Genomic DNA, 21,445 nt, shown 5'->3' on the forward strand with positions numbered 1-21,445 from the left:
TCACAGCGGGCCGGGGATCCGCCTTAAATTCGTCGGCCGGCGAACGCGCAGCCTCAGCGGCAGCCGCAGGCGGCCAGCACGGAGGCGGTCCGGTCCAGGGCTGCCTTGTTGCCGGCCGCGCCGGGCGTCAGGTTGTTGCCGATGAAGGAGAAGACCAGCAGCCGGCCGTCGGCGTCCACGACGTAGCCGCTGAGGGCGATCACGGTGTTCAAGGTGCCTGTCTTGGCGCGGACCAGCCCGGCGCCGCGGGCGGTGCTGGTGTCCGTGTACCGGCTGCCGAGTGTTCCGGTCAGCCCGGCCACCGGGAAGCCGGCCAGGGCGGAGCGCAGCCGGCTGTCCGCCCCGGTGGTCATCGCCCGGACGACGGCGGAAAGCTGCCGGGCCGAGACCTGGTTCGCCAGGGTCAATCCGGCCAGGTCGGCCGCCCGGAGCGTGGCCGCGGGGATCTTCAGCTCCTCGAGCTGCTGCAGCACGGCGGCGACGGCGCCCTCGTTGCCGGCCGGTTTGCCGCTGGCCACCGCCACCATCCGGCCCATGACCTCGGTGAGGTAGTTGTCCGAGGTGCGCAGCAGCAGGTCCACCTGCTGGCCGACGGTGGCCGACTCGACCTGGGCCAGGACCTTGCCGGCGCTGCCCCCGGCGTGGCTGCCGGCGTCGTCCGGGGTCTTTTCCGTGGCCTTTTCCGTAGCCGGCACCCGGGCGACGCCGGGGCTCACGGTAATCCCTGCGGCGGCGCCGGCTGCCGTGAGCCGGGCCGCGAAGGCTTCGGCGGCGGCCATGGCGGCGTCCCGCGGGCGGGGACCGGCGGTGGTGCCGGGCTCGAAGCGGGCAGAGTTCAGGGCCAGCGGGAACAGCGGGGCCACCTCGCCGGCGGCAACGTCCTCCGGGCTCCAGGCCGGGCTCAGCGGCGGGCCGGTAAACAGGGTGTCGTCCAGCAGCACGGTCACCGCACCGGAGAACCCGTCCTGCTGGAGCGCCTGGACGGTGGACTGGGCGAGGGTGGCGAGCCCGGCACGGCCTAGCACTGCGTCCGGTGCCGACTCCCCCGCGCCCAGTAGCACGTCCCCGCCGCCGGTCAGGACAACGGTGCCGGGCGCGGCGCCGGCAACGGCCTTGGTGCTGAAGCGCCGGTCCGGGCCAAGGGTGCGCAGCGCGGCGGCGGCGGTCAGGAGCTTGATGTTCGAGGCCGGGGCGCGGACCTCGTCGCCGCCCCGGTCAAAGAGGACCTCGCCGGTGGCGGCATCCTGCACCACCCCGGTGAAGGACCCGGCGCCGTCGGCCTTCAGGGTGGCGTTGAGCTGGCCAGCGAGCGCCGCGGCATCGGGCACGGGCGCCGCGTCGCTGAGCGGCCGCGCACCGCCAGTGCCGGCGCCTGGTGCGCTCAGGGTGGCGGGCAGCTGCTGCCAGGGTCCGGCCGCAACCGGCGCCGGCGCCGGGACGGGACCAAGGAAACCGGGGCCGACCGCCATGCCTGCGGGGAGAAGGAGCGCCACCACCAGGAGGGTCAGGAGCACCATCGGGACGCTGCGGCCGAGCCGGTTGAACGCCGGAGCCGTGCTGGCGCGGCGCTTACTGCGTGTCATGGTGCTGCTGGTCCTTAGTCCCGAAATGTCCCCACTAGTTCCTGAAACCTGGGCCTGTCGCTATATCCTCAATAGTAGTCGGCGGCACCGGCACTGCTTTTTCCGTGCCTCACGTGTGCCGCGCACCCCCTGAATCCGTCGAGGAGCATTCCATGAAGCATGACGTGACCATCGAGATCCCCAAGGGATCGCGCGTCAAGTACGAAGTCGACCACGAGACCGGCCGCGTCCGCCTGGACCGCGTCCTGTTCACCTCCATGCAGTACCCGACGCACTACGGTTTCTTCGAGAACACCCTGGGTGAGGACGGCGACCCGCTGGACGCGCTGGTGCTCCTGCAGGACTTCGATCTGCACCCCGGCGTGATCGTCGAGGCCCGCCCGATCGGCGTCTTCAACATGACCGACGACGGCGGCGGGGACGCCAAGGTCCTCTGCGTGCCGGCCGACGCCCGCTTCGACCACATCAACGAGATCAGCGACGTCAGCGAATTCCTGATCAAGGAAATCGAGCACTTCTTCACCCGGTACAAGGACCTGGAGCCCGGCAAGTGGGTCAAGGCCGAGGGCTGGGGCGACCGCGCCGCGGCCGAAGCCGAACTCGAAGCCTCGATCAAGCGCTTCGTCCCGCACACGCACTAACGCGTCCGCAACACCAGCGCGGGGTCACTGTCCGCCCATCCGGCCGACCGCCATGGGCCGCAAGTGACCCCGCGTTGCGGTTTATGCCAGCGCGGGGGTTGCCAGCGGCGGGTCAGGATTGTGTGAAATTGTTGGTCCATGAACGCCGAGCCAGCCTTTAGCCCGCCCTGCGGCCCGGTCACCGGATGGCGCGACGGCGCCGTGCTCCGGGCCTCGGGCATTCCCTACGCCACCGCGGCGCGGTTCCAGCCCCCGGCCAGCGCCCCCGACTGGACCGAGCCCCTGCCGGCCACCTCGCCCTCCCCCGCCTGCCCGCAGGCCCCGGTACCGTTTCTGGATGACATCCTCGGCACCCGGTACGGCGAACTGCCCGGCAGCGAGGACTGCCAGCGGCTCTCGATCACCCTGCCGGCGGACCTGCGCGCCGGCGAACGGGTGCCGGTGATGGTCTGGCTGCACGGCGGCTCGTACACCTCCGGTTCCGGGGACCTCGCGATCTTCGATCCCAAGGCCCTCGTGGCCGAAAACCGCGTCATGGTGGTGTCCGTGACCTACCGCCTGGGCCTCTTCGGCTACCTGGCCACCGGCACCGGACGGCCCGCGAACCTTGGTCTGCTGGACCAGCTCGAGGCGTTCCGCTGGGTGCGGCGCAACATCGGCGCGTTCGGCGGCGATCCGGAGAACGTCACGGCGTTCGGCCAGTCCGCCGGCGGCGACGCCGTCGCGCACCTGATGTCGACCCCGGAGGCGCCCGCCCTGTTTCGGCGCGCGATCATCCAGAGCGCACCGCTGGGCATCACCCGGGGACGGGCAAAGATGAGCGCCGCGATGGGCGTGGCAGCCGAGGCCGTCACCGAGGACACCCCGGCGATGGACGTTGTGGAGATCGAGGAGCACGTCTCCCAGGTAGCCCGGAAATACGGGCTGATCGCGGCGATGCCCTTCGGCACCCAGTACGGCCACGCCCCGCTGCCGCCGGAAGCCGCCATCGAAGACGCCTGGAACTCCGCCGCCCCGGGGATCGAGCTCCTGATCGGGCACACCTCCGAGGAAGCCCGGATGTTCTTGCCGCGCAACCGTGCGGTCAGCCGCGTCGCCAATGTCCCGGTGCTCGGCGCCGCCGTCGTCAAAGCCATCAGCTGGGCGGTGACCGAGGCGGTGTACGGCAGGGCCGCCCGGCGGTTTGCCCGCCGGCATGCCCGGGCCGGGGGCACGGCCTACCGCTATGTGCTCTCTTGGGCCGCGCCGGGAAACCCCTACGGCGCCGCGCACACCGTGGACCTGCCGCTGCTGTTCGGCAACGAAAAAACGTGGGCCGGGGCCGGGCTGCTCGCGGGCGCGCCCTGGGAGGACATCAACGCCCAGGGCCGCGAACTCCGTGCCCTGTGGGCCCGCTTTGCCGCCGGCGGGGGCCTGCAACGCCGCGGCGGGATTCCCGGCGCCCTCCGGTACCGCGCGGCCTGAACATGAAGACCCTCGGCGTCGACCTCGCCGCAGCCACCAAAAAGACCGCGGCCGCCGTCCTCGAATGGGGCGGCGGCGGCGCCCGGCTGGTGCACCTGGCGATCGGCGTCGACGACGGCGAGATCGTCCGGCTGTTCGGCGCCACCGACCTGACCGGGATCGACTGCCCCGTGGGCTGGCCGGACGCCCTCCTGCCCTTCCTCGCCGGCCACCTCGCCGGCGACGCGTACCCCGTGCTGGACCATGACGGCATCGAGGGCCGGCGGCTGCTGGCCTACCGCGACACCGACCGGTTCGTCACCGCCCGCACGGCACTGATCCCGCTGAGTGTCTCCGCCGACCGGCTGGCCCACCCGGCGATGCGCTGCGCCGTCATCCAGGCCAAGATCGCAGCGGAGCACGGGCCGCAGGCCAGGGACGGCAGCGGCCGGCTGGCCGAGGTCTACCCGGCGGCGTCGCTGAAGTCGTGGGGACTGCCGGCGCGCGGCTACAAGGGCCGCGGGGGCGGGGAAACCCAGCGGCTGGCCGGGCTCCTGGACGGGTTGAAGCGGGCGGCACCCTGGCTGGACCTGGCCGGACACGACGGGCAACTGGCCGGCTCCGATGACCTGTTCGACGCGCTCATCGCCGCCCTCACCGCCCGGGCGGTGGCGCTGGGGAGCACGCTGCGCCCCGACGCCGGCCACGCCAGGGCGGCCCGGACCGAGGGCTGGATCCACCTGCCCGTGGGCGGCCTGGACGCCCTCCCCGGGTCCCGCCTGTAGCAGCGCGGCAGGGCCCGCGTCGGGTTGTTACGGGCCCGGTAGCGGGTACTTGCCTCCCCCCGGGCAAACGGTAGTGTGTCATCCAGTATGTTCACGCTGACCATCAACCAAACCGACAGCCGGCGCGACGGCGACCGGGTGCCGCAGCTCCTCAAGGACCTGCGGCATATCCCTGCGCGCCTGGATTTCGACCGCTCGGTGGAGGACGAGGTACAGGGCATCGTGGACTGCCCGCGGCAGGCGGTCGAGGCGGCGCTGGTCGCCCTGCGCACCGGCGCCTGGTATGTCGGGATCGGCGTAGGCCCGGTCAACGAGCCGCTGCCGAACCAGGTCAAGGACGCCTCCGGCCACGGCCTGGTCTACGCCCGCCGCGCCGTGGACCGGCTCAGGAACAGCAAGGAACGCGTGCCGGTCGCGGTGGAGGGCCCGTTCGCGGACCTGGCCGCGGAGGCCGAGGCCGTGCTGCGGCTCCTCGGCCACATCGTGCACGACCGCAGCGCCGCCGAGTGGCGGGTGCTGGACCTGCTCACCCCCGGCGTGCGCGGCCAGCAGAAAGCCGTGGCCGAGGAGCTGGGCATCACCACCCAAGCGGTCAGCAAGGCCGTGGCCAGGGCCCAATGGAACGAGGAGCACGCAGCACGCCCGGCCGCTGCCCGGCTGCTGGCCCTGATCCTCGACGTCCGCTAGCCGCGGGGCCCGCAGGAGGACCTAGCGCAGGATGCTGCGCAGCACGTGGGCGGCGCCGTCGTCGTAGACCGAGTGGGTGACCTCGTCCGCGGCGGCGATCACCTCCGCTGGCGCCTGGCCCATCGCCACGCCGCGGCGCGCCCAGGTGAGCATTTCGATGTCGTTGCGGCCGTCGCCGACCGCCACGGTCCGGTGCGCTTCGATGCTCAACCGTCCGCGCAGCTGTTCCAGGGCGCTGGCCTTGGTTACGCCGGCGGCGGCGATGTCCAGCCAGGCCGTCCAGCCCACCGAGTAGGTGACGCCGGCGAGGCCGACGTGCCGGATCGCGGCGTTGAATTCCTCGGGGGTGTTCTCGGAACTGAAGACCACCACGCGCACGGCGGTGGCCTCGAGCATGGTCTGGAAGTCGACGCCGATCGCCTCGACGCCGAAACTGGCGTCCTGGAAGCGTTCGGTGGAGAGGAAGTTGCCGTTCTCGTCCTCGAGCGCGTACTTGGCGGAGGGCAGCCGCTTGCGCAGTGCCCGGAGCGCGGGGCCGGGGTCGAAGGTGGCCTTGTGCAGCACCTCGTAGCCGTCGGCGAGCCCGGAATCCAGGCGCAGGGTGACGCCGCCGTTGGAGCAGACCGCGTAGCCGTTCTCGATGCCGATGTGCTCGATGATGGGCAGCGTGGCGTTGAGCGAGCGGCCGGTCGCGATCATCACTTCGTGCCCGGCGGCCACCACGGCCTGGGCGGCTTCCCGGACGGGGACGGACATGTGCCCGTCGTGGTCAACGAGGGTTCCGTCGACGTCGAGGGCGATCATCATTTTGCCGTTTGCGGTTCGCTGGTCATCGTTGCCAGCGACTGAGGTTTCAGTCAATGTTGTCATCTCACAAGTAGAGCAGACACCGCTGACACCCGCTAGGACGCGCGCCACAGCGCGGCGTGAAGCCTGGGTGAACAGCGGCCGACGGCGGGTGGTCTGGGGACGGATTGCTTAGAGGGATCGCTTAGAGGACGGGGAGCACCGTCATGCCGCCGAGGTACTTCTGCAGCGCCGCGGGGACGTTGACCGAGCCGTCCGGGTTCTGGTGGTGCTCCAGGATCGCGACGATCCAGCGGGTCGTGGCGAGGGTGCCGTTCAGGGTGGCCACCGCGCGGGTGCCCTTGGGCGCCCCGTCCTCGTTCAGCACGCGTTCACGGATGTTGAGCCGGCGCGCCTGGAAGGTGGTGCAGTTCGACGTCGAGGTCAGCTCGCGGTACGCGCCCTGCGTGGGGACCCAGGCTTCGCAGTCGAACTTGCGGGCGGCCGAGTTGCCGAGGTCCCCCGCGGCGGTGTCGATCACCCGGTAGGGCAGCTCGCACTTGGCCAGCATCTCCTCTTCCCAGGCCAGCAGGCGGGCGTGTTCGGCGGCGGCGTCCTCGACCGTGGTGTAGATGAACATCTCCACCTTGTTGAACTGGTGGACGCGGATGATGCCGCGGGTGTCCTTGCCGTGCGAGCCGGCTTCGCGGCGGTAGCAGGAACTCTGCCCGGCGTAGCGGATCGGGCCGCCGCTGAGGTCCAGGATTTCGTCCGCGTGGTAGCCGGCCAGGGCGACCTCGGAGGTCCCCACCAGGTAGAGGTCGTCCTCGGCGAGGCGGTAGATCTCGGCGTCGTGCTTGACGTCGAATCCGGTGCCCTGCATGGTTTCGGGGCGGACCAGCGTGGGGGTGATCATGGGGACGAAGCCGGCGTCGATGGCCTGCTCCATCGCCATCTGCAGCAGCGCCATCTCCAGCCGGGCGCCCACACCGCGCAGGAAGTAGAAGCGTGAGCCGGAGACCTTGGCGCCGCGCTCCATGTCGATGGCGCCGATCAGTTCGCCGATTTCCAGGTGGTCCTTCGGTTCGAAGTCAGGGAACTCGCGCGGCGTCCCGACCGTCTTGACCACCACGTAGTCGTCTTCGCCGCCGGCGGGGACGCCGTCCTCGACGAGGTTGGGGATGCCGCGCAGGAGCTCCTCCTGGGCGGCCTGGGCGACGTCTGCCTCGGCCGAGGCTTCCTTGACCGAGGCGGCGAGAACCTTGACCTCGGCGAGCAGAGCCTGCTTTTCCTCGCCCTTGGCCTGCGCCACCTTCTTGCCGAAAGCGTTCTGCTCGGCGCGCAGGTTCTCGAAGCGGATCAGTGCCGCGCGCCGGTCCGCGTCCGCGGCGATGATCGCGTCCACCACGGATTCGTCGGCGCCGCGGGCGCGCTGGCTGGCACGGAACTTGTCCGGGTTTTCGCTGAGGTCTTTTACGTCGATCACCAGATAAGAGTATCGAATCCGGGGGGTATCCTTCGGCAGTCCTGCCGCGGCGCATGGCCGGGATAGTGTTGGAGCAACATGCGCGACTGGCTGCTCTACCTCGTCATCGCTGGGGCCCTGGTATTTGCCGTCTCCAGCTGGTGGGGTGTGCGCCGGCTGAAGGCCAAGCACACCCGCAGCGCCGTCTGGGAAGAGACGCACAACCCGGGCCTGGGCCGGCAGAAGGTCGCCGTGGTGCTGAACCCGATCAAGGCGCGGTCCGCGGAGGCCCGGGTCCTGGTGGAGAGCGCCTGCCTGGCGGCCGGCTGGGAGGCCCCGCAGTTCTTCGAGACCACCGCCGAGGACCCTGGCTTCTCGCAGGCCCGCGCCGCCGTCGAGTACGGGGCCGACGTCGTCCTGGTGGGCGGCGGCGACGGCACCGTCCGGGTGGTGGCCGACGTCCTCGCGCACACCGACATCGCCATGGGGCTGCTTCCGCTCGGGACCGGGAACCTGCTGGCCCGCAACATCCACCTCGACATCGGGGACCTGCAAGGCTGCGTGGAGATCGCCCTGTTCGGGCACCAGCGCTTCATCGACACCGCCCGGATGACGGTGGAGAACGCCCTGACGGGGCAGTCGGCGGAGCACGCGTTCCTGGTGATTGCCGGCATCGGCATGGACGCCGAGGTGGTGGGCGACACCAATGACGGGCTTAAGAAGGCGGTGGGCTGGCTCGCCTACACGGAGGCCGGGGTGCGGCACCTGCCGGGCCGCCGTAAAAGGGTGGCCATCTCCCTCGATGACCAGCCCGAACAGTCACGGAAGATCCGCAGCGTCCTGTTCGCCAACTGCGGGCTGATCCCCGGCGGCATCGACTTTATCCCGCAGGCCATGATCGACGACGGGATGCTGGACGTGGTGGTGATGAGCCCGCGCAGCGCGATCGGCTGGCTGGCCATGTACTGGAAGATTGTGCTCAAGCACAAGCGGAACCTGCCGGTGATGACGTACTACCGCTCGGCCAAGATCGTGATCAAGTGCGCCGAGCCGATGCCCACCCAGGTTGACGGCGATCCCTCCGGGGAGGCCACGACGGTCACCGTGCAGGTCGCGCCCGGTTCACTGCTGGTCCGGGTGAAGGAAGGCGTCGGCCGGGAAGACTAGCTGGCTTCCTTCTTGTCGGCGTCCTTCGCCGCTTCGGCGGACTTCTTCGCCTCCGCTGCGGCCTTGGCGGCGCGCGCCTCGGACTGCTCGCGGATCATCGCCTGCTCCTCTTCGAAGCGCAGCCGGTCAGCCCGGTCGGCGTCGTCGCCGTCCCAGTCCTGGTTGTCAGCCGTCGGCTTGGGATTGACAATCATTCCCTGGCCGTCATTCTCTGTGCTGGTGCCTGACATGGCCCGCTCCCTCCGGTGGACTACCCCAATATGGATCAGGCAAGCATACGCACAGTTTCCAAGGGGTGGAAGTGCCGGATGAGGCATTTGTCTACGCTGTGGGCGAAGCCTCCGGGTTATATTCCTGCACCACAGATGCCCCGCTGAGAATGTCTTCGACCCAGGCGTGGGCCGCCCGGAATGCCTGGTCGGAGGTGTGCGGCGCGACGTCGGCGCGCTGGCCGTCCGCCCGTCCGTAGGAGCCCAGGAAGCGTGTGGCCGGGCTGATCCGGTGCAGCCCGGCAAGGGCGTCGGCCACGCGGGCGTCGCCGACGTGGCCGTCCGCGTCGATGCTGAAGAAGTAGTGGCCCAGGTACTGCCCGGTGGGCCGGGACTCGATCCTGCTCAGGTTCACGCCGCGGGTGGCGAACTGGTCCAGGATTTCCATCAGGGCGCCGGGCCGGTCCTCCGGGAGCGGAACCACCACGGTGGTCTTGTCGGCCCCGGTCCGCTCCGGCAGGACGCCGGGGCGTCCCACCAGTACAAAACGGGTCACGGCCCCCGGGTTGTCGCCAATGTTTTCCGCCAGCACCGTTAGCCCGGGCTGCTCCGCGGCGACGATCGGGGCACAAATCGCGGCGTCGTAGTGCGGGTCGCCCTCCAGCAGGCCCATGGCGGCGGCCGCCGTCGAGGACCCCGGGATATATTCTGCGTCCGGAATATTCTGGTCCACCCAGAGCCGGCACTGCGCCCAGGCGTGTCCGTGGGTGGAGATCCGGCGGATGTCCCCGATCGTGACGCCGGGCCGGGCCACGAGGACAAAACTGATCGGCACGAGCGCTTCGCGGAGGATCCGCAGCTCCGGCCCCGTGGCAATCGCATCGAGGGTAGCTGTCACCCCGCCCTCCACGGAGTTCTCGATCGGCACCATCGCCGCGTCGGCCGAACCGTTGCGGACCTTGTCCAGCGCCGTGTTGACGTTCGAGGAAGGGATGCGGACGGCATCCGCGGCGCCGGGCACCTGCATCAAAGCCGCCTCGGTGAACGTGCCTTCGGGGCCGAGGAAGGTGTAGGTGACTGGCGAGGCGGGCATCGGTTTTCCTTTGGTTACAGGATGACGGGCTTGAGCCCGCTGTCGGAGACGAGCGGCAGGCCGTTCTCGAGCCACTGGTCCATGCCGCCGGCAACGTTCAGTGCGGAGTAGCCGTGGCCGACCAGCCACTGCGCGGCGCGGAAGGAACGTCCGCCGGTGCGGCAGATGACATAGAGGTCCTCGTCCGGGTCCAGTTCATCGAGCCGTGCCGGGAGCTGGTCAAGGGGGATGTGCAGGGCGTGCTCGGCGTGGCCGGCCGCCCACTCGTAGTCCTCGCGCACGTCCAGAATCCGTGCCGCCTCGGGGATATCGGAAACGGTCACGGTCTCGATCTCGCTCATGGTCGTCCTCTCCGCTGGAACCAGGTCTGCTTCCAGCGTATCGCCAGCGCTTGGAAGGCGTGCCCAACCCGGCGGCACGTTACGCTTCTGGGGAGCGCAAAGGAGCCCCTTGGCCGAGATCCACGAACTGTCCGCCGTCGCGCTCCGGGACGCCCTCCGCTCCGGGGAGCTCTCCGCCCGCCAGGCCACGGCGCACTTCCTGGACCGCATCGCGGCCAGCAACCCCCACCTTGGCGCGTTCATCACAGTCACCGCCGAACAGGCCCTCGCGGACGCGGCCGCCGCGGACACCCGCCACGCCCGCGCGGCCACTAAGGGTCCGGCCCTTCCGCTGTTGCACGCGATGCCGACGGCGTTCAAGGACCTGACCGACGTCGCAGGCGTCGTCACTACCCACGGCAGCGCCGCCCTGGAGCACAAACCGGCACCGGCCGACGGCGCCCTCGCCGCGGCGCTCAAGGGCGCCGGCGTCGTCTCGCTGGGCAAAACGCAGGTCCCGGAATTCGGGCTGACGGCCTACAGCGAGAACCGGATCGCGCCGCCGTCGCGCAACCCGTACGCGCTGAGCCGCAGCTCCGGCGGATCTTCGGGCGGCAGCGCTGCCGCCGTCGCCGCGGGGCTGCTTCCCTTCGCGCCGGGATCCGACGGCGGCGGCTCCATCCGCATCCCGGCCGCGGCCTGCGGGCTGGTAGGCCTGAAACCCGGCCGCGGGCTGGTCCCGGCCGGGGAAAGCACCGGAGACCCGGCCAGGCTGGTGGTCGCCGGCCCGCTGGCGCGCTCCGCGGCGGATGCCGCCCTGCTGCTCGACGCCCTTGTCCCGCCGGAGAACGCGCCGCAGGCGTCGGGGCGGTCTCCCGGTCAGCCGCACGCCGCCGGGCCCCGGGGCAGCTACCTGCAGCTGGCCGGCCAGGATCCGCCCCGGCTGCGGATCGGCGTCAGCCTGGACAGCCCGTGGCAGGCGGTCTTCCCTAACACGGCGGACCGCGAGGCCCTCGACGCCCTCGCCGCGGGCATCAGCCTGCTGGAGGCGGCCGGGCACCAGACCGGCGAAGCCGCCATCCGGTATGACAACCGCTACCCCGGCGCGTTCACCACAGCCTGGACCGCCGGCGTCGGCAGCGCCCGGATCGCGCCGCAGCGCGAGGCGCTGCTGACCCCGCTGACCCGGACCTTCCGGCGCCGCGCCCAGCAGCGCAGCGCGGCGAAGCTGGATGAGGCCCTCGGGTTCCTGCGGCAGTTCGAGCGGGACACGGTGGCCCAGTTCGCCGCCTGGGACCTGGTCCTGAGCCCCGCGCTGGCGCAGACGCCGCGCCCGGTGGGCTGGTTCACCGGCGCCGCGCACGGGGACGGCTACTGGCCCGCCGCCGAGCGGGCCACCGACGCGGACGAGGACTACCGCAAGCAATGCGAGTTCGCGCCGTGGTCCTCCCTTGTCAACGTGTGCGGGCTGCCAGCGATCAGCATCCCGGTGCACTGGACCGGCGGCGCGCCGGGCTCCGGCGTGCCGATGGGCATCCAGCTGGTGGGCCGCCAGGGGTCCGAGGCGCTGCTTCTGCAGGTGGCCGCGCAGCTGGGTTTCTAGGCAGCCGGCGGCGGGGATTTCCCGGGCCGCTCCCGCGTGGGGTTTACTGGTGCCGACGCGGTCAACGACAGGAGAGCGATCGATGAATATCACCGGAGCGGTGCTTGAGGAAATCGGCCGGCCCCGGCCCTTTGCGGAGTCCAAACCCATCAGCATCGCGGAGCTGGAACTCTCTGCCCCCGGGCCCACGGAGATCCTTGTCCGCCTCGAGGCCGCCGGCATCTGCCACTCGGACCTCAGCGTCGTCGACGGTAACCGCGTGCGCCCGGTGCCCATGCTGCTGGGCCATGAAGCCGCCGGCCGGGTGGTCGAAGTGGGCGCCGACGTCACCGACCTTCAGCCCGGCCAGCGGGTGGTCATGTCCTTTTTGCCGCGCTGCGAACAGTGCGCCAACTGCGCCGCCGACGGCCGGCTGCCCTGCACCGCGGGGTCAAAGAGCAACGGCGAGGGCAGCCTGCTGCACGGTTCCATGCACCTGAGCCGCGGCGGCGAGACCGTCTACCACCACCTCGGCGTCTCCGGATTTGCCAGCCACGCCGTCGTGGACCGGGCCTCCGCGGTGCCGGTCGACGACGACATCCCCGCGGACATCGCCGCGGTCCTCGGCTGCGCGGTCCTCACCGGCGGCGGCGCCGTGCTGAACGCCGCCAAACCCCGGCCCGAGGAGAGCATCATGATCGTCGGGCTCGGCGGCGTCGGCATGGCAGCGCTGATCACCGCCGTCTCCCAGGGCATCTCCCGGATCGTGGCCGTGGACACCCTGGCAGAGAAGCTGGAGCATGCCCGCCGGCTCGGCGCGCACGAAACCTACACCCCGCAACAGCTTGCCGAACAAGGCGTCAAGGCCAAGTTCGTCGTCGAATGCGCCGGCAGTGCCCGGGCGTTCGAGACCGCGTTCGCCGCGACCGACGTCGGCGGCACCACGATCACGGCCGGGCTGCCTTCCCCCGACTCCCGCGCCCAGCTGTCCCCGCTGACCATCACGGCGGAGGCCCGCACGATCGTGGGCAGCTACCTCGGCTCGGCGGTCCCGGCCCGCGACATCCCCAAGTACGCCCAGCTCTGGCGGGACGGGAAACTGCCCGTCGAGGAGCTCATTTCTTCCCGGATCGCCCTGGCGGACATCAACCAGGCCATGGACCAGCTGGCCGACGGCAAGGCGGTTCGCCAGGTCATCATGTTCGACGCCGGGTAAGGGCACGCGGGCCGGATCGAATAGGGCAAAACACCCCCGAATTGACTTGCCTCGGGGCGCCGCGAATGTGACAATCGCGCGCCGCGGTGTCAGCATTAAGTAAATGAGCACAACTCATTTAGCCAATCCCCCCGCTACAACGCCGGGCGATACCTCGTTTTTTGGCCACCCGAAAATGCTGGCCAGCCTCTTCTCCGTAGAAATGTGGGAGCGCTTCTCCTTCTACGGAATGCAGGGGATCCTTCTCTACTACATGTACTTCTCGGCCACCCAGGGCGGCCTGGAGATCAACAAGGCGCTCGCCGCGAGCCTGGTCGGCGCCTACGGCGGCGGCGTCTACCTCTCGACCATCCTCGGCGCCTGGCTCGCGGACCGGCTCTTCGGCTCCGAGCGGGTGCTGTTCGGCTCCGCCATCATGATCATGGCCGGCCACATCGCCCTCGCCCTCATCCCCGGCGTGCCGGGCTTGGTTGCCGGCCTCGTGCTGGTGGGCGTCGGCTCCGGCGGCCTGAAGGCCAACGCCACCGCACTGGTCGGAAGCCTGTACCGCGAGAAGGACGAACGCCGCGACGCCGGGTTCTCCATCTTCTACATGGGCATCAACGCCGGCGCCCTGATCGGCCCGCTGGTCACCGGCTGGCTGCAGGAAAGCCAGGGCTTCCACTGGGGCTTTGGCGCCGCCGCCGTCGGCATGGCCGTGGGCCTGGGCATCTACGCGCTGGGCCGCGGCAAGCTGCCCGAGGAGGCCCACCGGGTTCCGAACACGCTGCCCGCCGCGGAGCGCACCAAGTACGGCCTGATCTTCGCGGGCATCGCCGCGGTCATCGCCGTGCTGCTCGCCACCGGCACCGTGAATGCGGACAACCTCGCCATGTCGATGGCCTACGCCGCGATCGGCGCCTCCGTGCTCTACTTTGTGCTGATCTTCAGCAGCAAGAAGGTCACCGCCACCGAGCGCGGCCGGGTGGCCGCGTTCATCCCGCTGTACATTGCCTCCGCCGCGTTCTGGGCGCTCTTCCAGCAGCAGTTCACCTTTATTGCCGTGTACTCGGAGGAGAAGCTGGACCGGAACCTGTTCGGCTGGGAAATGCCGGCCGCCTGGGTCCAGTCGATCAACCCGGTGTTCATCATCATCTTCGCCGGAGTTATGGCGGCCCTGTGGACCCGGCTGGGACACAAGCAGCCAGGCTCGGCGCTGAAGTTCTCGATCGGACTCTTTGTGATGGGCCTCGCCTTCCTGGCGTTCATCCCGCTGGCCGGCGAGGGCAAGACGCCGCTGCTGGCACTCGTGGGGATCCTGCTGCTGTTCACGCTCGCGGAACTCTTCCTCTCCCCCATCGGCCTGTCCGTGACCACCAAGCTGGCCCCGCAGGCGTTCCATACCCAGATGGTGGCCCTGTTCTTCCTCTCGGTTTCGCTGGGCACCACGCTGGCCGGCATGCTCACGGGCCTCTACAACCCCGACGACGAACTGCCGTACTTCATCGGCGTTGGCGGCACGGCGATGCTCCTTGCCGTCGGCCTGGCCGCGGCCTCCCCTGCCATCAAGAAGCTCATGGGCGGCGTACGCTGAGCTGAATGAGCACCCGACATCGCCCGCCGGTTGAGGCCCGCGTCTACGTCCCCGCCCCCGGCGAGGGGTCCGACGTCGAACTCATGCCGGCGGGCGATGTCACTGCGGGCGTGGTGCGGATGGGCGGCACCATCCGCCGCCCGCACCAGCCGCAGTCCCTGGCCGTCGCCGCCTACCTGGACTGGCTGGAAGATGCCGGCTTCGAGGGCGCGCCGAGGTTCCTTGGCCGCGACGGACAGGGCAGGGACGTGCTGACCTTCCTGGCCGGACAGTGCGCCGGGCCGGTCCCGGAGGCGTGGGTCCAGTCCGAGGAGCTGCTGGCCTCCGTGGCCCGGCTGCTCCGCCGGCTGCACACGGCCTCGGCCGGTTTCGTGCCGGACGCGCATCCGTTTCCGCCCCGCCATACCGCGCCGGGCACCGGCCGCCCGGACCCGGGTGACCTCGTGTGCCACCTTGACGTCACCCCGCAGAACGTTGTGGTCCGGGACGGGCTCGCCGTCGGGCTGGTCGATTTCGACCTCGCCGGCCCCGCCACGGCCTTCAAGGATTCCTTCAACACCGCCGCACACTGGGCGCCGCTCCGAGACCCGGCCGATGCGTGGCCGGGCTGGGAGGACACCGACCCGCTGCGGCGGCTCCGGATTTTCGCCGACGCGTACGGCTGGACTGATGGGGAACGGCGGGCGCTGCCGGGGTTCGGGGTCGAGGCGGCCGCACTGAGCTACCGACGGATGGAACACAACGCGAGGGTCCTCGGCGGGGGCTGGGCCCGGATGTGGGACGAGGGCGTCGGCGGCCTGATCCGCCGCCGAGGCGCCTGGCTGGAGGACAATGCGGAGCGGCTGGTGGCCGCGCTTAGCCGCTAATCGCCCCGGTGCCGGCGGCCGCTCAACGGCTTACGGGTTCGGCGGCGCCCAGCAAACCAAGCTCGGAACGCCGCGGCATCCCTTCCCAGTCGCCTGACACCAGGCACGCGTAGGCTCCGGTGCGCACGGCGGTCAGCAGACGCTCACGCACCGGCTGCCCCTCGAGCAGGTCGGCGAGGTAGCCGCCGACAAAGGCGTCACCGGCCCCCACGGTGTCCACCGCCCGCACCGGAATGGCGTCCTGTTGATGCTCGTCGCCGTCAACGAGGGCCACGCATCCTTGCGCGCCGAGCTTGATGACCACCTGCGCCGGGCCGAGGGCAGCGAGCCGGTGTGCCAGCTCCAGCGGGTCGGACGCCTCGCCGACCACGATCGCCGCCTCGTCGTCGCCGGCGAACACCACGTCCGCCTGCCGGACCAGCGCCTCGAAGACGACTGCCGCAGCATCTTTCGGCCACAGGGCGGAACGGTAATTCAGGTCGAAGGACACCAGAGTGCCAGCAGATTTGGCGCAATCGATGGCGGACTGCACGGCCGCCGCGGCGGACCTGGACAGCGCCGGGGTGATGCCGGTGATGTGAAGCAGGCGGGCCTCGGCGATTTTCCGTTCGGGAACGTGTTCAGGCGCGAGCGTCGATCCCGCACTTCCTGAGCGGTAGTACCAGACCTTGGCCGTCTCATTCGTGCGGCGTTCCTTGATCATGAGCCCGGTGGGGGCGTGGGGGTCACGGCCGCACTCGACATCCAGCCCCTCCGCCATCAGCTCCCGCAGGACCAGGTCGCCCAGACTGTCCGCTCCGACCCGCCCCACCCAGGTCACCGGGGTGCCCAGCCGGCGAAGGGCGATCGCCACGTTGCTTTCCGCGCCGCCAATGCCCAGCCGGAGTGACTCCGTGAAGGCAAGCGGCCCGGGGGTGGAAGCCTTCATCAGCGCCATCGTCTCGCCGAGGGTGACGACGGCCCTCGGCCCGGGGCTCACGCCGCGCCCCCGGCGCGCGCGTCGGCGACCAGGCGGCTGACCCGGGCCGCCCGCCGGGTCAGTTCTGAGAGGTCGCCGCCTTTGAAGGCGTCTCCGATGAGCGGGCCGCCCAGGCTGACGGCCAGCGCCCCTGCCCGGATCCAGCCGGGCGCATCCTCGATTGCGACTCCGCCGGAGGGGATGACCGCCAGCTCCGGAAACGGGCCCCGCAGCTGGGCAATGTAGCCGGGGCCGACCGTCGAGGCGGGGAAGATCTTGACGGCCGTGGCGCCCGCCCGCCATCCGGTGAACAGTTCCGTCGGCGTCAGGCCCCCCGGGAAAACGGGGATGTCCCGCTCCGCGGCGGCGCGGACAATGGCGCTGTCGGTCACCGGGGTGACGAGGAAACGCGCCCCGGCGTCGAGGGCCTCTCGGGCCTCCGTCTCCGCCGTGACGGTGCCGACGCCGATTTCGACCTGGTCCCCGAAGTCCCGGATCAGTCCGGGCAGGAGCTCGAAGACCCCTGCCGTGCTCAGCGTCAGTTCGATCGAGCGGACTCCCCCGTCCGCGAGCGCGGCGATGACGGGTGCGTATTCGCGGGCATGGCCGGCGCGCAGCACCGCCACCACGGGGTTCGCCTGCAGGATGGCGCTCGGGGCGGGCCGCCGGAGGGTGTCCGTCCCGCTGCTCACGTCACGGTTCCCAGCTGCCATGGCACAAATTCTTCCTGTCCGAGGTCGAGTTCTTCGCTGACGGTCTGCGCGCCGGATGCCACGGCGAGGATGCGGGCGAAGATCAGCTCCCCCACCTCCTGGACTGTCGCTTCGCCGTCGACGATGACGCCGCAGTTGAGGTCCAGGTCCTCCGGCATGCGCTGGTACAGCTCGGTGTTGGTGCCCAGTTTGATGCTCGGTACGGGCTTGCAGCCAAAGACGGATCCGCGGCCGGTGGTAAAGCACACGACGTTGGCGCCGCCGGCCACGAGGCCGGTGACGGACACCGGATCGTAGCCCGGGGTGTCCATAAAGACGAGCCCCGGGCTGGTCATTGGCTCGGCGTAAGCGTAAACGGCGGACAGCTCGGCCTGGCCGGCCTTGGCCACGGCGCCCAGCGATTTCTCCAGGATCGTGGTCAGGCCCCCGGCCTTGTTTCCGGGCGAGGGATTGTTGTCCAGGCTTCCGCCGCCGGAGCTCGCGTAGTCCCGCCACCATTCCAGTTGCCCCAGCAGCCGCTGGCCCACCTCGGGAGCGACTGCCCGGCGGGTGAGCAGGTGCTCGGCCCCGAAAACCTCGGGCGTCTCGGCGAGCGCCGACGTTCCGCCGTAGGCGACCAGCAGGTCCGAGGCGACCCCGAGCGCGGGGTTGGCCGTGATGCCCGAGTACCCGTCCGAGCCGCCGCAGTTCAGGCCGAGCACCAGCTCGGAAACGTCCACCGGCTCGCGTTGCAGTTCATTGATGACCGGAAGCATCCCTTCGATCAGGGCCACCCCCGCCTTGACCGTGGCCCTGATCCCGCCGGAGTCCTGGATGGTGAGCCGCTCAATTAGCGCGGGGGCGTTGTCCGGGTCGAGGAAGCGTTCCGTCTGGAGCATCTCGCAGCCCAGGCCGAGGACCAGCAGGCCGGCGAAGTTGGGGTGCGCCGCGTAGCCGCGGAGGGTACGGACGAGGACATCGGCGCCGGCACTGCCCAGGACCATGCCGCAGCCGCTGCCGTGGGTCAGGGCGAAAACCCCGTCGACGTTCGGGAAGGCATCAAGGGCGCTGCCGCGGAACTGGTCGGCGATCATCCGGGCCGTGCTGGCCGAGCAGTTGACGGAGGTCAGGATGCCGATGTAGTTGCGGGTGCCGGCCCTGCCGTTTCCCCGCCGGTAGCCCCGGAACGTGGGGCGTGGTCCGGCCGGAACGGCAGGGCTGACGCGGGCGGTGCCAAACTCGTAGTCCTGCTTCACCTCGTCCATGCCGAGGTTGTGTGTGTGCACGTGGTCCCCCGGCCGGATGCCCGTCAGGGCCCGGCCGATCGACTGCCCGTACTTGTGCACCGGCGCGCCGGCCGCGACCGGCCTGAGCGCGATTTTGTGTCCGCGGGGGACGTTGGCACTGACTTCCAACTCCTGCCCGGCGGGGTCCGAGGCGGCGGGGTCCGAGGCAGCGTCCCGCAGCCGTGTTCCGGCGGGGAGGTCGCGGATGGCGACCCCCACGTCATCCCCGGCGGCCAACAGCAGGACGCAGGAAGCGAGGGGAAGGGTTGCGGCGGTGGTCTCGGGGGCGTTCACCAGTCGTGCACCGTCCCGTCAAGCAGGCGGGCCGTCGGGAGGTACGCCGGGGTGTACTCGAAGCCGGCGGCGAGGTCGTCGTCGTAGTCCACGCCCAGGCCCGGGTTATTCCCCGGGTGCAGCAGCCCGTTCTCGAAGGTGTAGCTGGTGCGGAACACCTGCAGCGTCTCCTCGGAGTGCTTCATGTACTCCTGGATGCCGAAGTTGTGGATGGCCAGCCCCAGGTGCAGCTGGGCCGCCTGGCCCACCGGGGAGATGTCCGTCGGGCCGTGGAAGCCCGATTTAATCTGGTAGATCGCGGCGAAGTCCATAAGTTTGCGCAGTGCCGTGATGCCGCCCGTGTGGGTCACGGCGGAGCGGACGTAGTCGATCAGCTGCTCGGTGATCAGCGTCTGGTAGTCGTAGACGGTGTTAAAGACCTCGCCGATCGCCAGCGGGGTGGTGGTCTGGGACCGGACCCGCCGCATGCCCTCCTGGTTTTCCCCGGGGGTGCAGTCCTCCAGCCAGAACAGGTCGTACGGTTCGAGGCTCTTCCCCAGCGAGCCCGCCTGGTTCGGCGTCATCCGGTGGTGGCCGTCATGCAGCAGGACAAGTTCGGGTCCGAACTTTTCCCGGACGGCGGCGAACACGCCGGGAACGTGGCGGAGGTAGGCGCGGGTGTCCCAGAGTTCCTCCGCCGGTTTCGGGAGGCGTTTGGCGGGTTCGTAGTCGTAACGCTGTCCGGGGCGCTGGTCCCCGGCGACGCCGTAGATCTGCCCCAGCCCGGGGACGCCGGTCTGGATGCGGATGGCTTTGAAGCCCTGGTCGAGATGGTTCTGGATCGAGACGCACAGGGCGTCCAGGTCGGTGCCCGACGCGTGGCCGTAGGCGAGGCAGCCGGTGCGTGAGGCGCCGCCCAGCAATTGGTACAGCGGCAGGCCGGCCACTTTCGCCTTGATGTCCCAGAGTGCGACGTCGACGGCGGCGATCGCTGCCATCGTGATGGGGCCGCGCCGCCAGTAGGCGCTGCGGTAGAGGAACTGCCACGCGTCCTCGATCATCGCCTCGTCGCGCCCGATGAGCAGCGGGAGCACGTGTTCCGTGAGGTAGGCAGCCACGGCCAGTTCGCGGCCGTTGACGGTCGCGTCGCCAAGCCCCACCACGCCGTCGTCGGTGGTGATGCGCAGGGTAACGAAGTTTCGTCCCGGACTGCTGACCAGGACCTCGGCTGAGCGTATCGTCATTGATGTTCCTTCCGGGGTCAGCCGCGGACGGCGTACGACTGCAGGGGCAGGTTGTAGGTGAGGTCGACGGCGGTTTCCACGGCTTCCGCCATGCCCAGCCGGCCCTCGGCGACGAGGCGTGCCAGGTACCCGGCGTCGATGCGCCGGGACAAGTCGTGGCGGGCCGGGATGGAGGCGAGCGCCCGGGTGTCGTCGACGAAGCCGCTGGTGTTGTAGAACCCGGCCGTTTCGACGGCGGATTCACGGAAGCGCCGCATCTGCTCCGGGCTGTCCAGGAACCACCAGGGGGCTCCGAGTTTCATGGCGGGATAGCAGCCGGCGAGGGGCGCGAGTTCCCGCGAATAGACGGTTTCGTCGGTGGTGAAGGCGATGAAACGGAAGTCCTTGTTCATGCCGAAGCTCTCCAGCAGCGGGCGCAGGGAACGGGTGAACTCCACGCCGACGGGGATGTCGAAGCCGTTGTCCGGGCCGTAGGAGTCATACACGCTGTGGCAGTGGTTGCGCAGCACCCCGGGATGGAGCTGCATCACCAGGCCGTCCTCGACGGACATCCGGGCCATCTCATACAGCATGCTGCCGGAGAAGGCCTGGGCCTCCTCGGCGGTCACTTCCCCGCGGGCCGCAGCGGCAAAGATCCGCTGTGCCTCCTCCGGCGGCAAGGGGGTGGTGTCCGCCAGCAGGTGGCCGTGGTCGGTGGCGCGGGCGCCAGCGTCGACAAACGCATGGCGGCGCTGCCGGAGGGCTGCCAGGAAGCTGGCGTAGTCCGCCACCTCCACCCCGGAAACTTCGGAGAGCATCCGGATCTCGTCCTGCCAACTCGGGTGGTCGATGTGCAGCAGCGAATCGGGCCGGAAGGTCGGGACGATCCGGCCCGGCCCCAGTGCGTCACTGAGTTTGCGGTGGGCGGAAAGGTCGGACAGCGCGGAATCCGTGGTGGCCAGAATTTCCACATTGAACCGGTCAAGGATGGACCGGGGGCGAAACGCCTCGGTGTGGAGCAGGGCCGAGAGCTTGTCGAAGAGGACATCGGCATTATCCGCGGACGGCTGCAGCGGCGTCTCGAAGACGACCGCCAGCTCGTGTTCGAGCCAATAGCGGGTGGGCGTCCCGCGGAACAGCTTCCAGTTCTCGCAGAAACGCCGCCAGATCAGGCGCGCATCCCGCTCCCCCACGGCCCCGTCCTGCCGGCTCGCCACGCCGAGCTCAGCCGGCGAGTAGCCCTGCGAGACCAGCATGCGCACCAGGTAGTGGTCCGGAATCACCAGCAATTCCGCGGGGTTCCCGAAGAATTCGTTGTCCACGAACACCTCGGCCTCAACATGGCCGTGCATCGACACGATGGGCAGGGCTGACACGGCGTTGTACAGCTCCCGGGCGATGCTCCGGGTTGCCGGATCTGCAGGAAGGGCCCGGTCCGGGTCGATGGCCCAGGCAGTGGAATCACTCATGTAATTTGCCTCTCCAATGAAACAAAATGCAACAAAATCAATGTTTGAACTAAATCTAAATATGCACGTCGGTGTCCTGTAACGCAATGAAAATGCCGTAATTGCCGGGATTTCAAGGCTGACGGATC

The 21,445-nt window shown here is 70.0% G+C and carries 20 protein-coding genes; 9 read left to right on the forward strand and 11 right to left on the reverse strand.

Annotated elements, in window-relative coordinates:
* Positions 1–53 precede the first annotated feature (53 nt).
* On the reverse strand, positions 54–1,583 hold the full coding sequence (locus E7Y32_RS04770; RefSeq protein ID WP_146336117.1) for a D-alanyl-D-alanine carboxypeptidase/D-alanyl-D-alanine-endopeptidase: 1,530 nt from the start codon (positions 1,581–1,583) through the stop codon (positions 54–56).
* Positions 1,584–1,735: 152 nt separating this feature from the next.
* Between E7Y32_RS04770 and E7Y32_RS04775 the strand changes: the two genes are divergently transcribed.
* From E7Y32_RS04775 to E7Y32_RS04790, 4 genes are all read left to right on the forward strand, one after another.
* Positions 1,736–2,224 carry an inorganic diphosphatase gene (locus E7Y32_RS04775; RefSeq protein WP_146336118.1) on the forward strand — a complete coding sequence of 163 codons (489 nt, stop codon included), beginning with the start codon at positions 1,736–1,738 and terminating at the stop codon, positions 2,222–2,224.
* A 138-nt stretch (positions 2,225–2,362) separates the two neighbouring features.
* Positions 2,363–3,688 carry a carboxylesterase family protein gene (locus E7Y32_RS04780; RefSeq protein ID WP_146336119.1) on the forward strand — a complete coding sequence of 442 codons (1,326 nt, stop codon included), beginning with the start codon at positions 2,363–2,365 and terminating at the stop codon, positions 3,686–3,688.
* 2 nt (positions 3,689–3,690) lie between these two features.
* On the forward strand, positions 3,691–4,452 hold the full coding sequence (locus E7Y32_RS04785) for a DUF429 domain-containing protein (protein ID WP_146336120.1): 762 nt from the start codon (positions 3,691–3,693) through the stop codon (positions 4,450–4,452).
* An 87-nt stretch (positions 4,453–4,539) separates the two neighbouring features.
* Entirely contained in the window at positions 4,540–5,139 is a 600-nt protein-coding gene (locus E7Y32_RS04790; RefSeq protein ID WP_146336121.1) for a MarR family transcriptional regulator, read from the forward strand.
* Positions 5,140–5,160: 21 nt separating this feature from the next.
* On the opposite strand, the gene E7Y32_RS04795 is transcribed toward E7Y32_RS04790, so the two are convergent.
* Positions 5,161–6,009 (reverse strand): HAD family hydrolase, encoded by an 849-nt coding sequence (locus E7Y32_RS04795; protein WP_146336122.1) that lies wholly within the window; start codon positions 6,007–6,009, stop codon positions 5,161–5,163.
* Between the two features lie 121 nt (positions 6,010–6,130).
* Positions 6,131–7,411: a serine--tRNA ligase gene (gene serS / locus E7Y32_RS04800; protein ID WP_146336123.1), complete on the reverse strand. Its 1,281-nt coding sequence runs from the start codon at positions 7,409–7,411 to the stop codon at positions 6,131–6,133.
* 78 nt (positions 7,412–7,489) lie between these two features.
* On the opposite strand from serS, the gene E7Y32_RS04805 reads away from it, so the two are divergent.
* Positions 7,490–8,557: a diacylglycerol kinase family protein gene (locus tag E7Y32_RS04805; RefSeq protein WP_146336124.1), complete on the forward strand. Its 1,068-nt coding sequence runs from the start codon at positions 7,490–7,492 to the stop codon at positions 8,555–8,557.
* Here E7Y32_RS04805 and E7Y32_RS04810 read toward each other — a convergent pair.
* The 3 genes from E7Y32_RS04810 to E7Y32_RS04820 all read right to left on the reverse strand — a co-directional run bounded on the left by E7Y32_RS04810 (position 8,554) and on the right by E7Y32_RS04820 (position 10,200).
* The gene (locus E7Y32_RS04810) at positions 8,554–8,787 is read right to left on the reverse strand and encodes a hypothetical protein (protein ID WP_146336125.1); all 234 of its coding nucleotides are present in this window, start codon (positions 8,785–8,787) and stop codon (positions 8,554–8,556) included. The genes E7Y32_RS04805 and E7Y32_RS04810 overlap by 4 nt on opposite strands.
* A 91-nt stretch (positions 8,788–8,878) precedes the next feature.
* The gene (gene pheA, locus E7Y32_RS04815) at positions 8,879–9,859 is read right to left on the reverse strand and encodes a prephenate dehydratase (protein ID WP_146336126.1); all 981 of its coding nucleotides are present in this window, start codon (positions 9,857–9,859) and stop codon (positions 8,879–8,881) included.
* A gap of 14 nt (positions 9,860–9,873) precedes the next feature.
* The gene (locus E7Y32_RS04820; RefSeq protein ID WP_146336127.1) at positions 9,874–10,200 is read right to left on the reverse strand and encodes a rhodanese-like domain-containing protein; all 327 of its coding nucleotides are present in this window, start codon (positions 10,198–10,200) and stop codon (positions 9,874–9,876) included.
* 109 nt (positions 10,201–10,309) lie between these two features.
* Between E7Y32_RS04820 and E7Y32_RS04825 the strand changes: the two genes are divergently transcribed.
* The 4 genes from E7Y32_RS04825 (at position 10,310) to E7Y32_RS04840 (ending at position 15,416) form a co-directional block, all read left to right on the forward strand.
* Positions 10,310–11,782 (forward strand): amidase, encoded by a 1,473-nt coding sequence (locus E7Y32_RS04825; protein ID WP_146336128.1) that lies wholly within the window; start codon positions 10,310–10,312, stop codon positions 11,780–11,782.
* A gap of 82 nt (positions 11,783–11,864) precedes the next feature.
* Positions 11,865–12,977, forward strand: coding sequence for an alcohol dehydrogenase catalytic domain-containing protein (locus E7Y32_RS04830; protein ID WP_146336129.1), 1,113 nt, complete (start codon positions 11,865–11,867; stop codon positions 12,975–12,977).
* A gap of 103 nt (positions 12,978–13,080) precedes the next feature.
* On the forward strand, positions 13,081–14,550 hold the full coding sequence (locus E7Y32_RS04835; RefSeq protein ID WP_146336130.1) for a peptide MFS transporter: 1,470 nt from the start codon (positions 13,081–13,083) through the stop codon (positions 14,548–14,550).
* Between the two features lie 5 nt (positions 14,551–14,555).
* Entirely contained in the window at positions 14,556–15,416 is an 861-nt protein-coding gene (locus E7Y32_RS04840) for an aminoglycoside phosphotransferase family protein (protein WP_146336131.1), read from the forward strand.
* 22 nt (positions 15,417–15,438) lie between these two features.
* Here the strand turns inward: E7Y32_RS04840 and E7Y32_RS04845 are convergent, their stop codons facing one another.
* The 5 genes from E7Y32_RS04845 to uxaC are packed head-to-tail and all read right to left on the reverse strand — an operon-like array spanning position 15,439 to position 21,317.
* Positions 15,439–16,395: a sugar kinase gene (locus tag E7Y32_RS04845; RefSeq protein WP_146336132.1), complete on the reverse strand. Its 957-nt coding sequence runs from the start codon at positions 16,393–16,395 to the stop codon at positions 15,439–15,441.
* Positions 16,392–17,087 (reverse strand): bifunctional 4-hydroxy-2-oxoglutarate aldolase/2-dehydro-3-deoxy-phosphogluconate aldolase, encoded by a 696-nt coding sequence (locus tag E7Y32_RS04850; RefSeq protein WP_146336133.1) that lies wholly within the window; start codon positions 17,085–17,087, stop codon positions 16,392–16,394. The genes E7Y32_RS04845 and E7Y32_RS04850 overlap by 4 nt, the downstream gene beginning before the upstream one ends.
* Positions 17,063–18,646 (reverse strand): UxaA family hydrolase, encoded by a 1,584-nt coding sequence (locus E7Y32_RS04855; RefSeq protein ID WP_146336134.1) that lies wholly within the window; start codon positions 18,644–18,646, stop codon positions 17,063–17,065. Before E7Y32_RS04855 ends, E7Y32_RS04850 begins: the two co-directional genes overlap by 25 nt.
* Complete coding sequence (gene manD / locus E7Y32_RS04860; RefSeq protein ID WP_146336135.1) at positions 18,643–19,869, reverse strand: D-mannonate dehydratase ManD; 1,227 nt, start codon at positions 19,867–19,869, stop codon at positions 18,643–18,645. Before manD ends, E7Y32_RS04855 begins: the two co-directional genes overlap by 4 nt.
* Before the next feature lie 17 nt (positions 19,870–19,886).
* The gene (uxaC, locus tag E7Y32_RS04865; RefSeq protein WP_146336136.1) at positions 19,887–21,317 is read right to left on the reverse strand and encodes a glucuronate isomerase; all 1,431 of its coding nucleotides are present in this window, start codon (positions 21,315–21,317) and stop codon (positions 19,887–19,889) included.
* Between the last annotated feature and the right edge of the window lie 128 nt (positions 21,318–21,445).

It is taken from the genome of Arthrobacter sp. UKPF54-2, from assembly GCF_007858535.1.
GTDB lineage: Bacteria > Actinomycetota > Actinomycetes > Actinomycetales > Micrococcaceae > Arthrobacter.

Coding starts and splice junctions, on each gene's coding strand:
- E7Y32_RS04820 (WP_146336127.1), bottom strand. CDS start 10,200: ATGAGCGAGATCGAGACCGTGACCGTTTCCGATATCCCCGAGGCGGCA.
- E7Y32_RS04835 (WP_146336130.1), top strand. CDS start 13,081: ATGAGCACAACTCATTTAGCCAATCCCCCCGCTACAACGCCGGGCGAT.
- E7Y32_RS04850 (WP_146336133.1), bottom strand. CDS start 17,087: ATGGCAGCTGGGAACCGTGACGTGAGCAGCGGGACGGACACCCTCCGG.
- E7Y32_RS04840 (WP_146336131.1), top strand. CDS start 14,556: ATGAGCACCCGACATCGCCCGCCGGTTGAGGCCCGCGTCTACGTCCCC.
- manD (WP_146336135.1), bottom strand. CDS start 19,869: ATGACGATACGCTCAGCCGAGGTCCTGGTCAGCAGTCCGGGACGAAAC.
- E7Y32_RS04775 (WP_146336118.1), top strand. CDS start 1,736: ATGAAGCATGACGTGACCATCGAGATCCCCAAGGGATCGCGCGTCAAG.
- E7Y32_RS04830 (WP_146336129.1), top strand. CDS start 11,865: ATGAATATCACCGGAGCGGTGCTTGAGGAAATCGGCCGGCCCCGGCCC.
- E7Y32_RS04770 (WP_146336117.1), bottom strand. CDS start 1,583: ATGACACGCAGTAAGCGCCGCGCCAGCACGGCTCCGGCGTTCAACCGG.
- uxaC (WP_146336136.1), bottom strand. CDS start 21,317: ATGAGTGATTCCACTGCCTGGGCCATCGACCCGGACCGGGCCCTTCCT.
- E7Y32_RS04805 (WP_146336124.1), top strand. CDS start 7,490: ATGCGCGACTGGCTGCTCTACCTCGTCATCGCTGGGGCCCTGGTATTT.
- E7Y32_RS04780 (WP_146336119.1), top strand. CDS start 2,363: ATGAACGCCGAGCCAGCCTTTAGCCCGCCCTGCGGCCCGGTCACCGGA.
- E7Y32_RS04790 (WP_146336121.1), top strand. CDS start 4,540: ATGTTCACGCTGACCATCAACCAAACCGACAGCCGGCGCGACGGCGAC.
- E7Y32_RS04810 (WP_146336125.1), bottom strand. CDS start 8,787: ATGTCAGGCACCAGCACAGAGAATGACGGCCAGGGAATGATTGTCAAT.
- pheA (WP_146336126.1), bottom strand. CDS start 9,859: ATGCCCGCCTCGCCAGTCACCTACACCTTCCTCGGCCCCGAAGGCACG.
- E7Y32_RS04785 (WP_146336120.1), top strand. CDS start 3,691: ATGAAGACCCTCGGCGTCGACCTCGCCGCAGCCACCAAAAAGACCGCG.
- E7Y32_RS04795 (WP_146336122.1), bottom strand. CDS start 6,009: ATGACAACATTGACTGAAACCTCAGTCGCTGGCAACGATGACCAGCGA.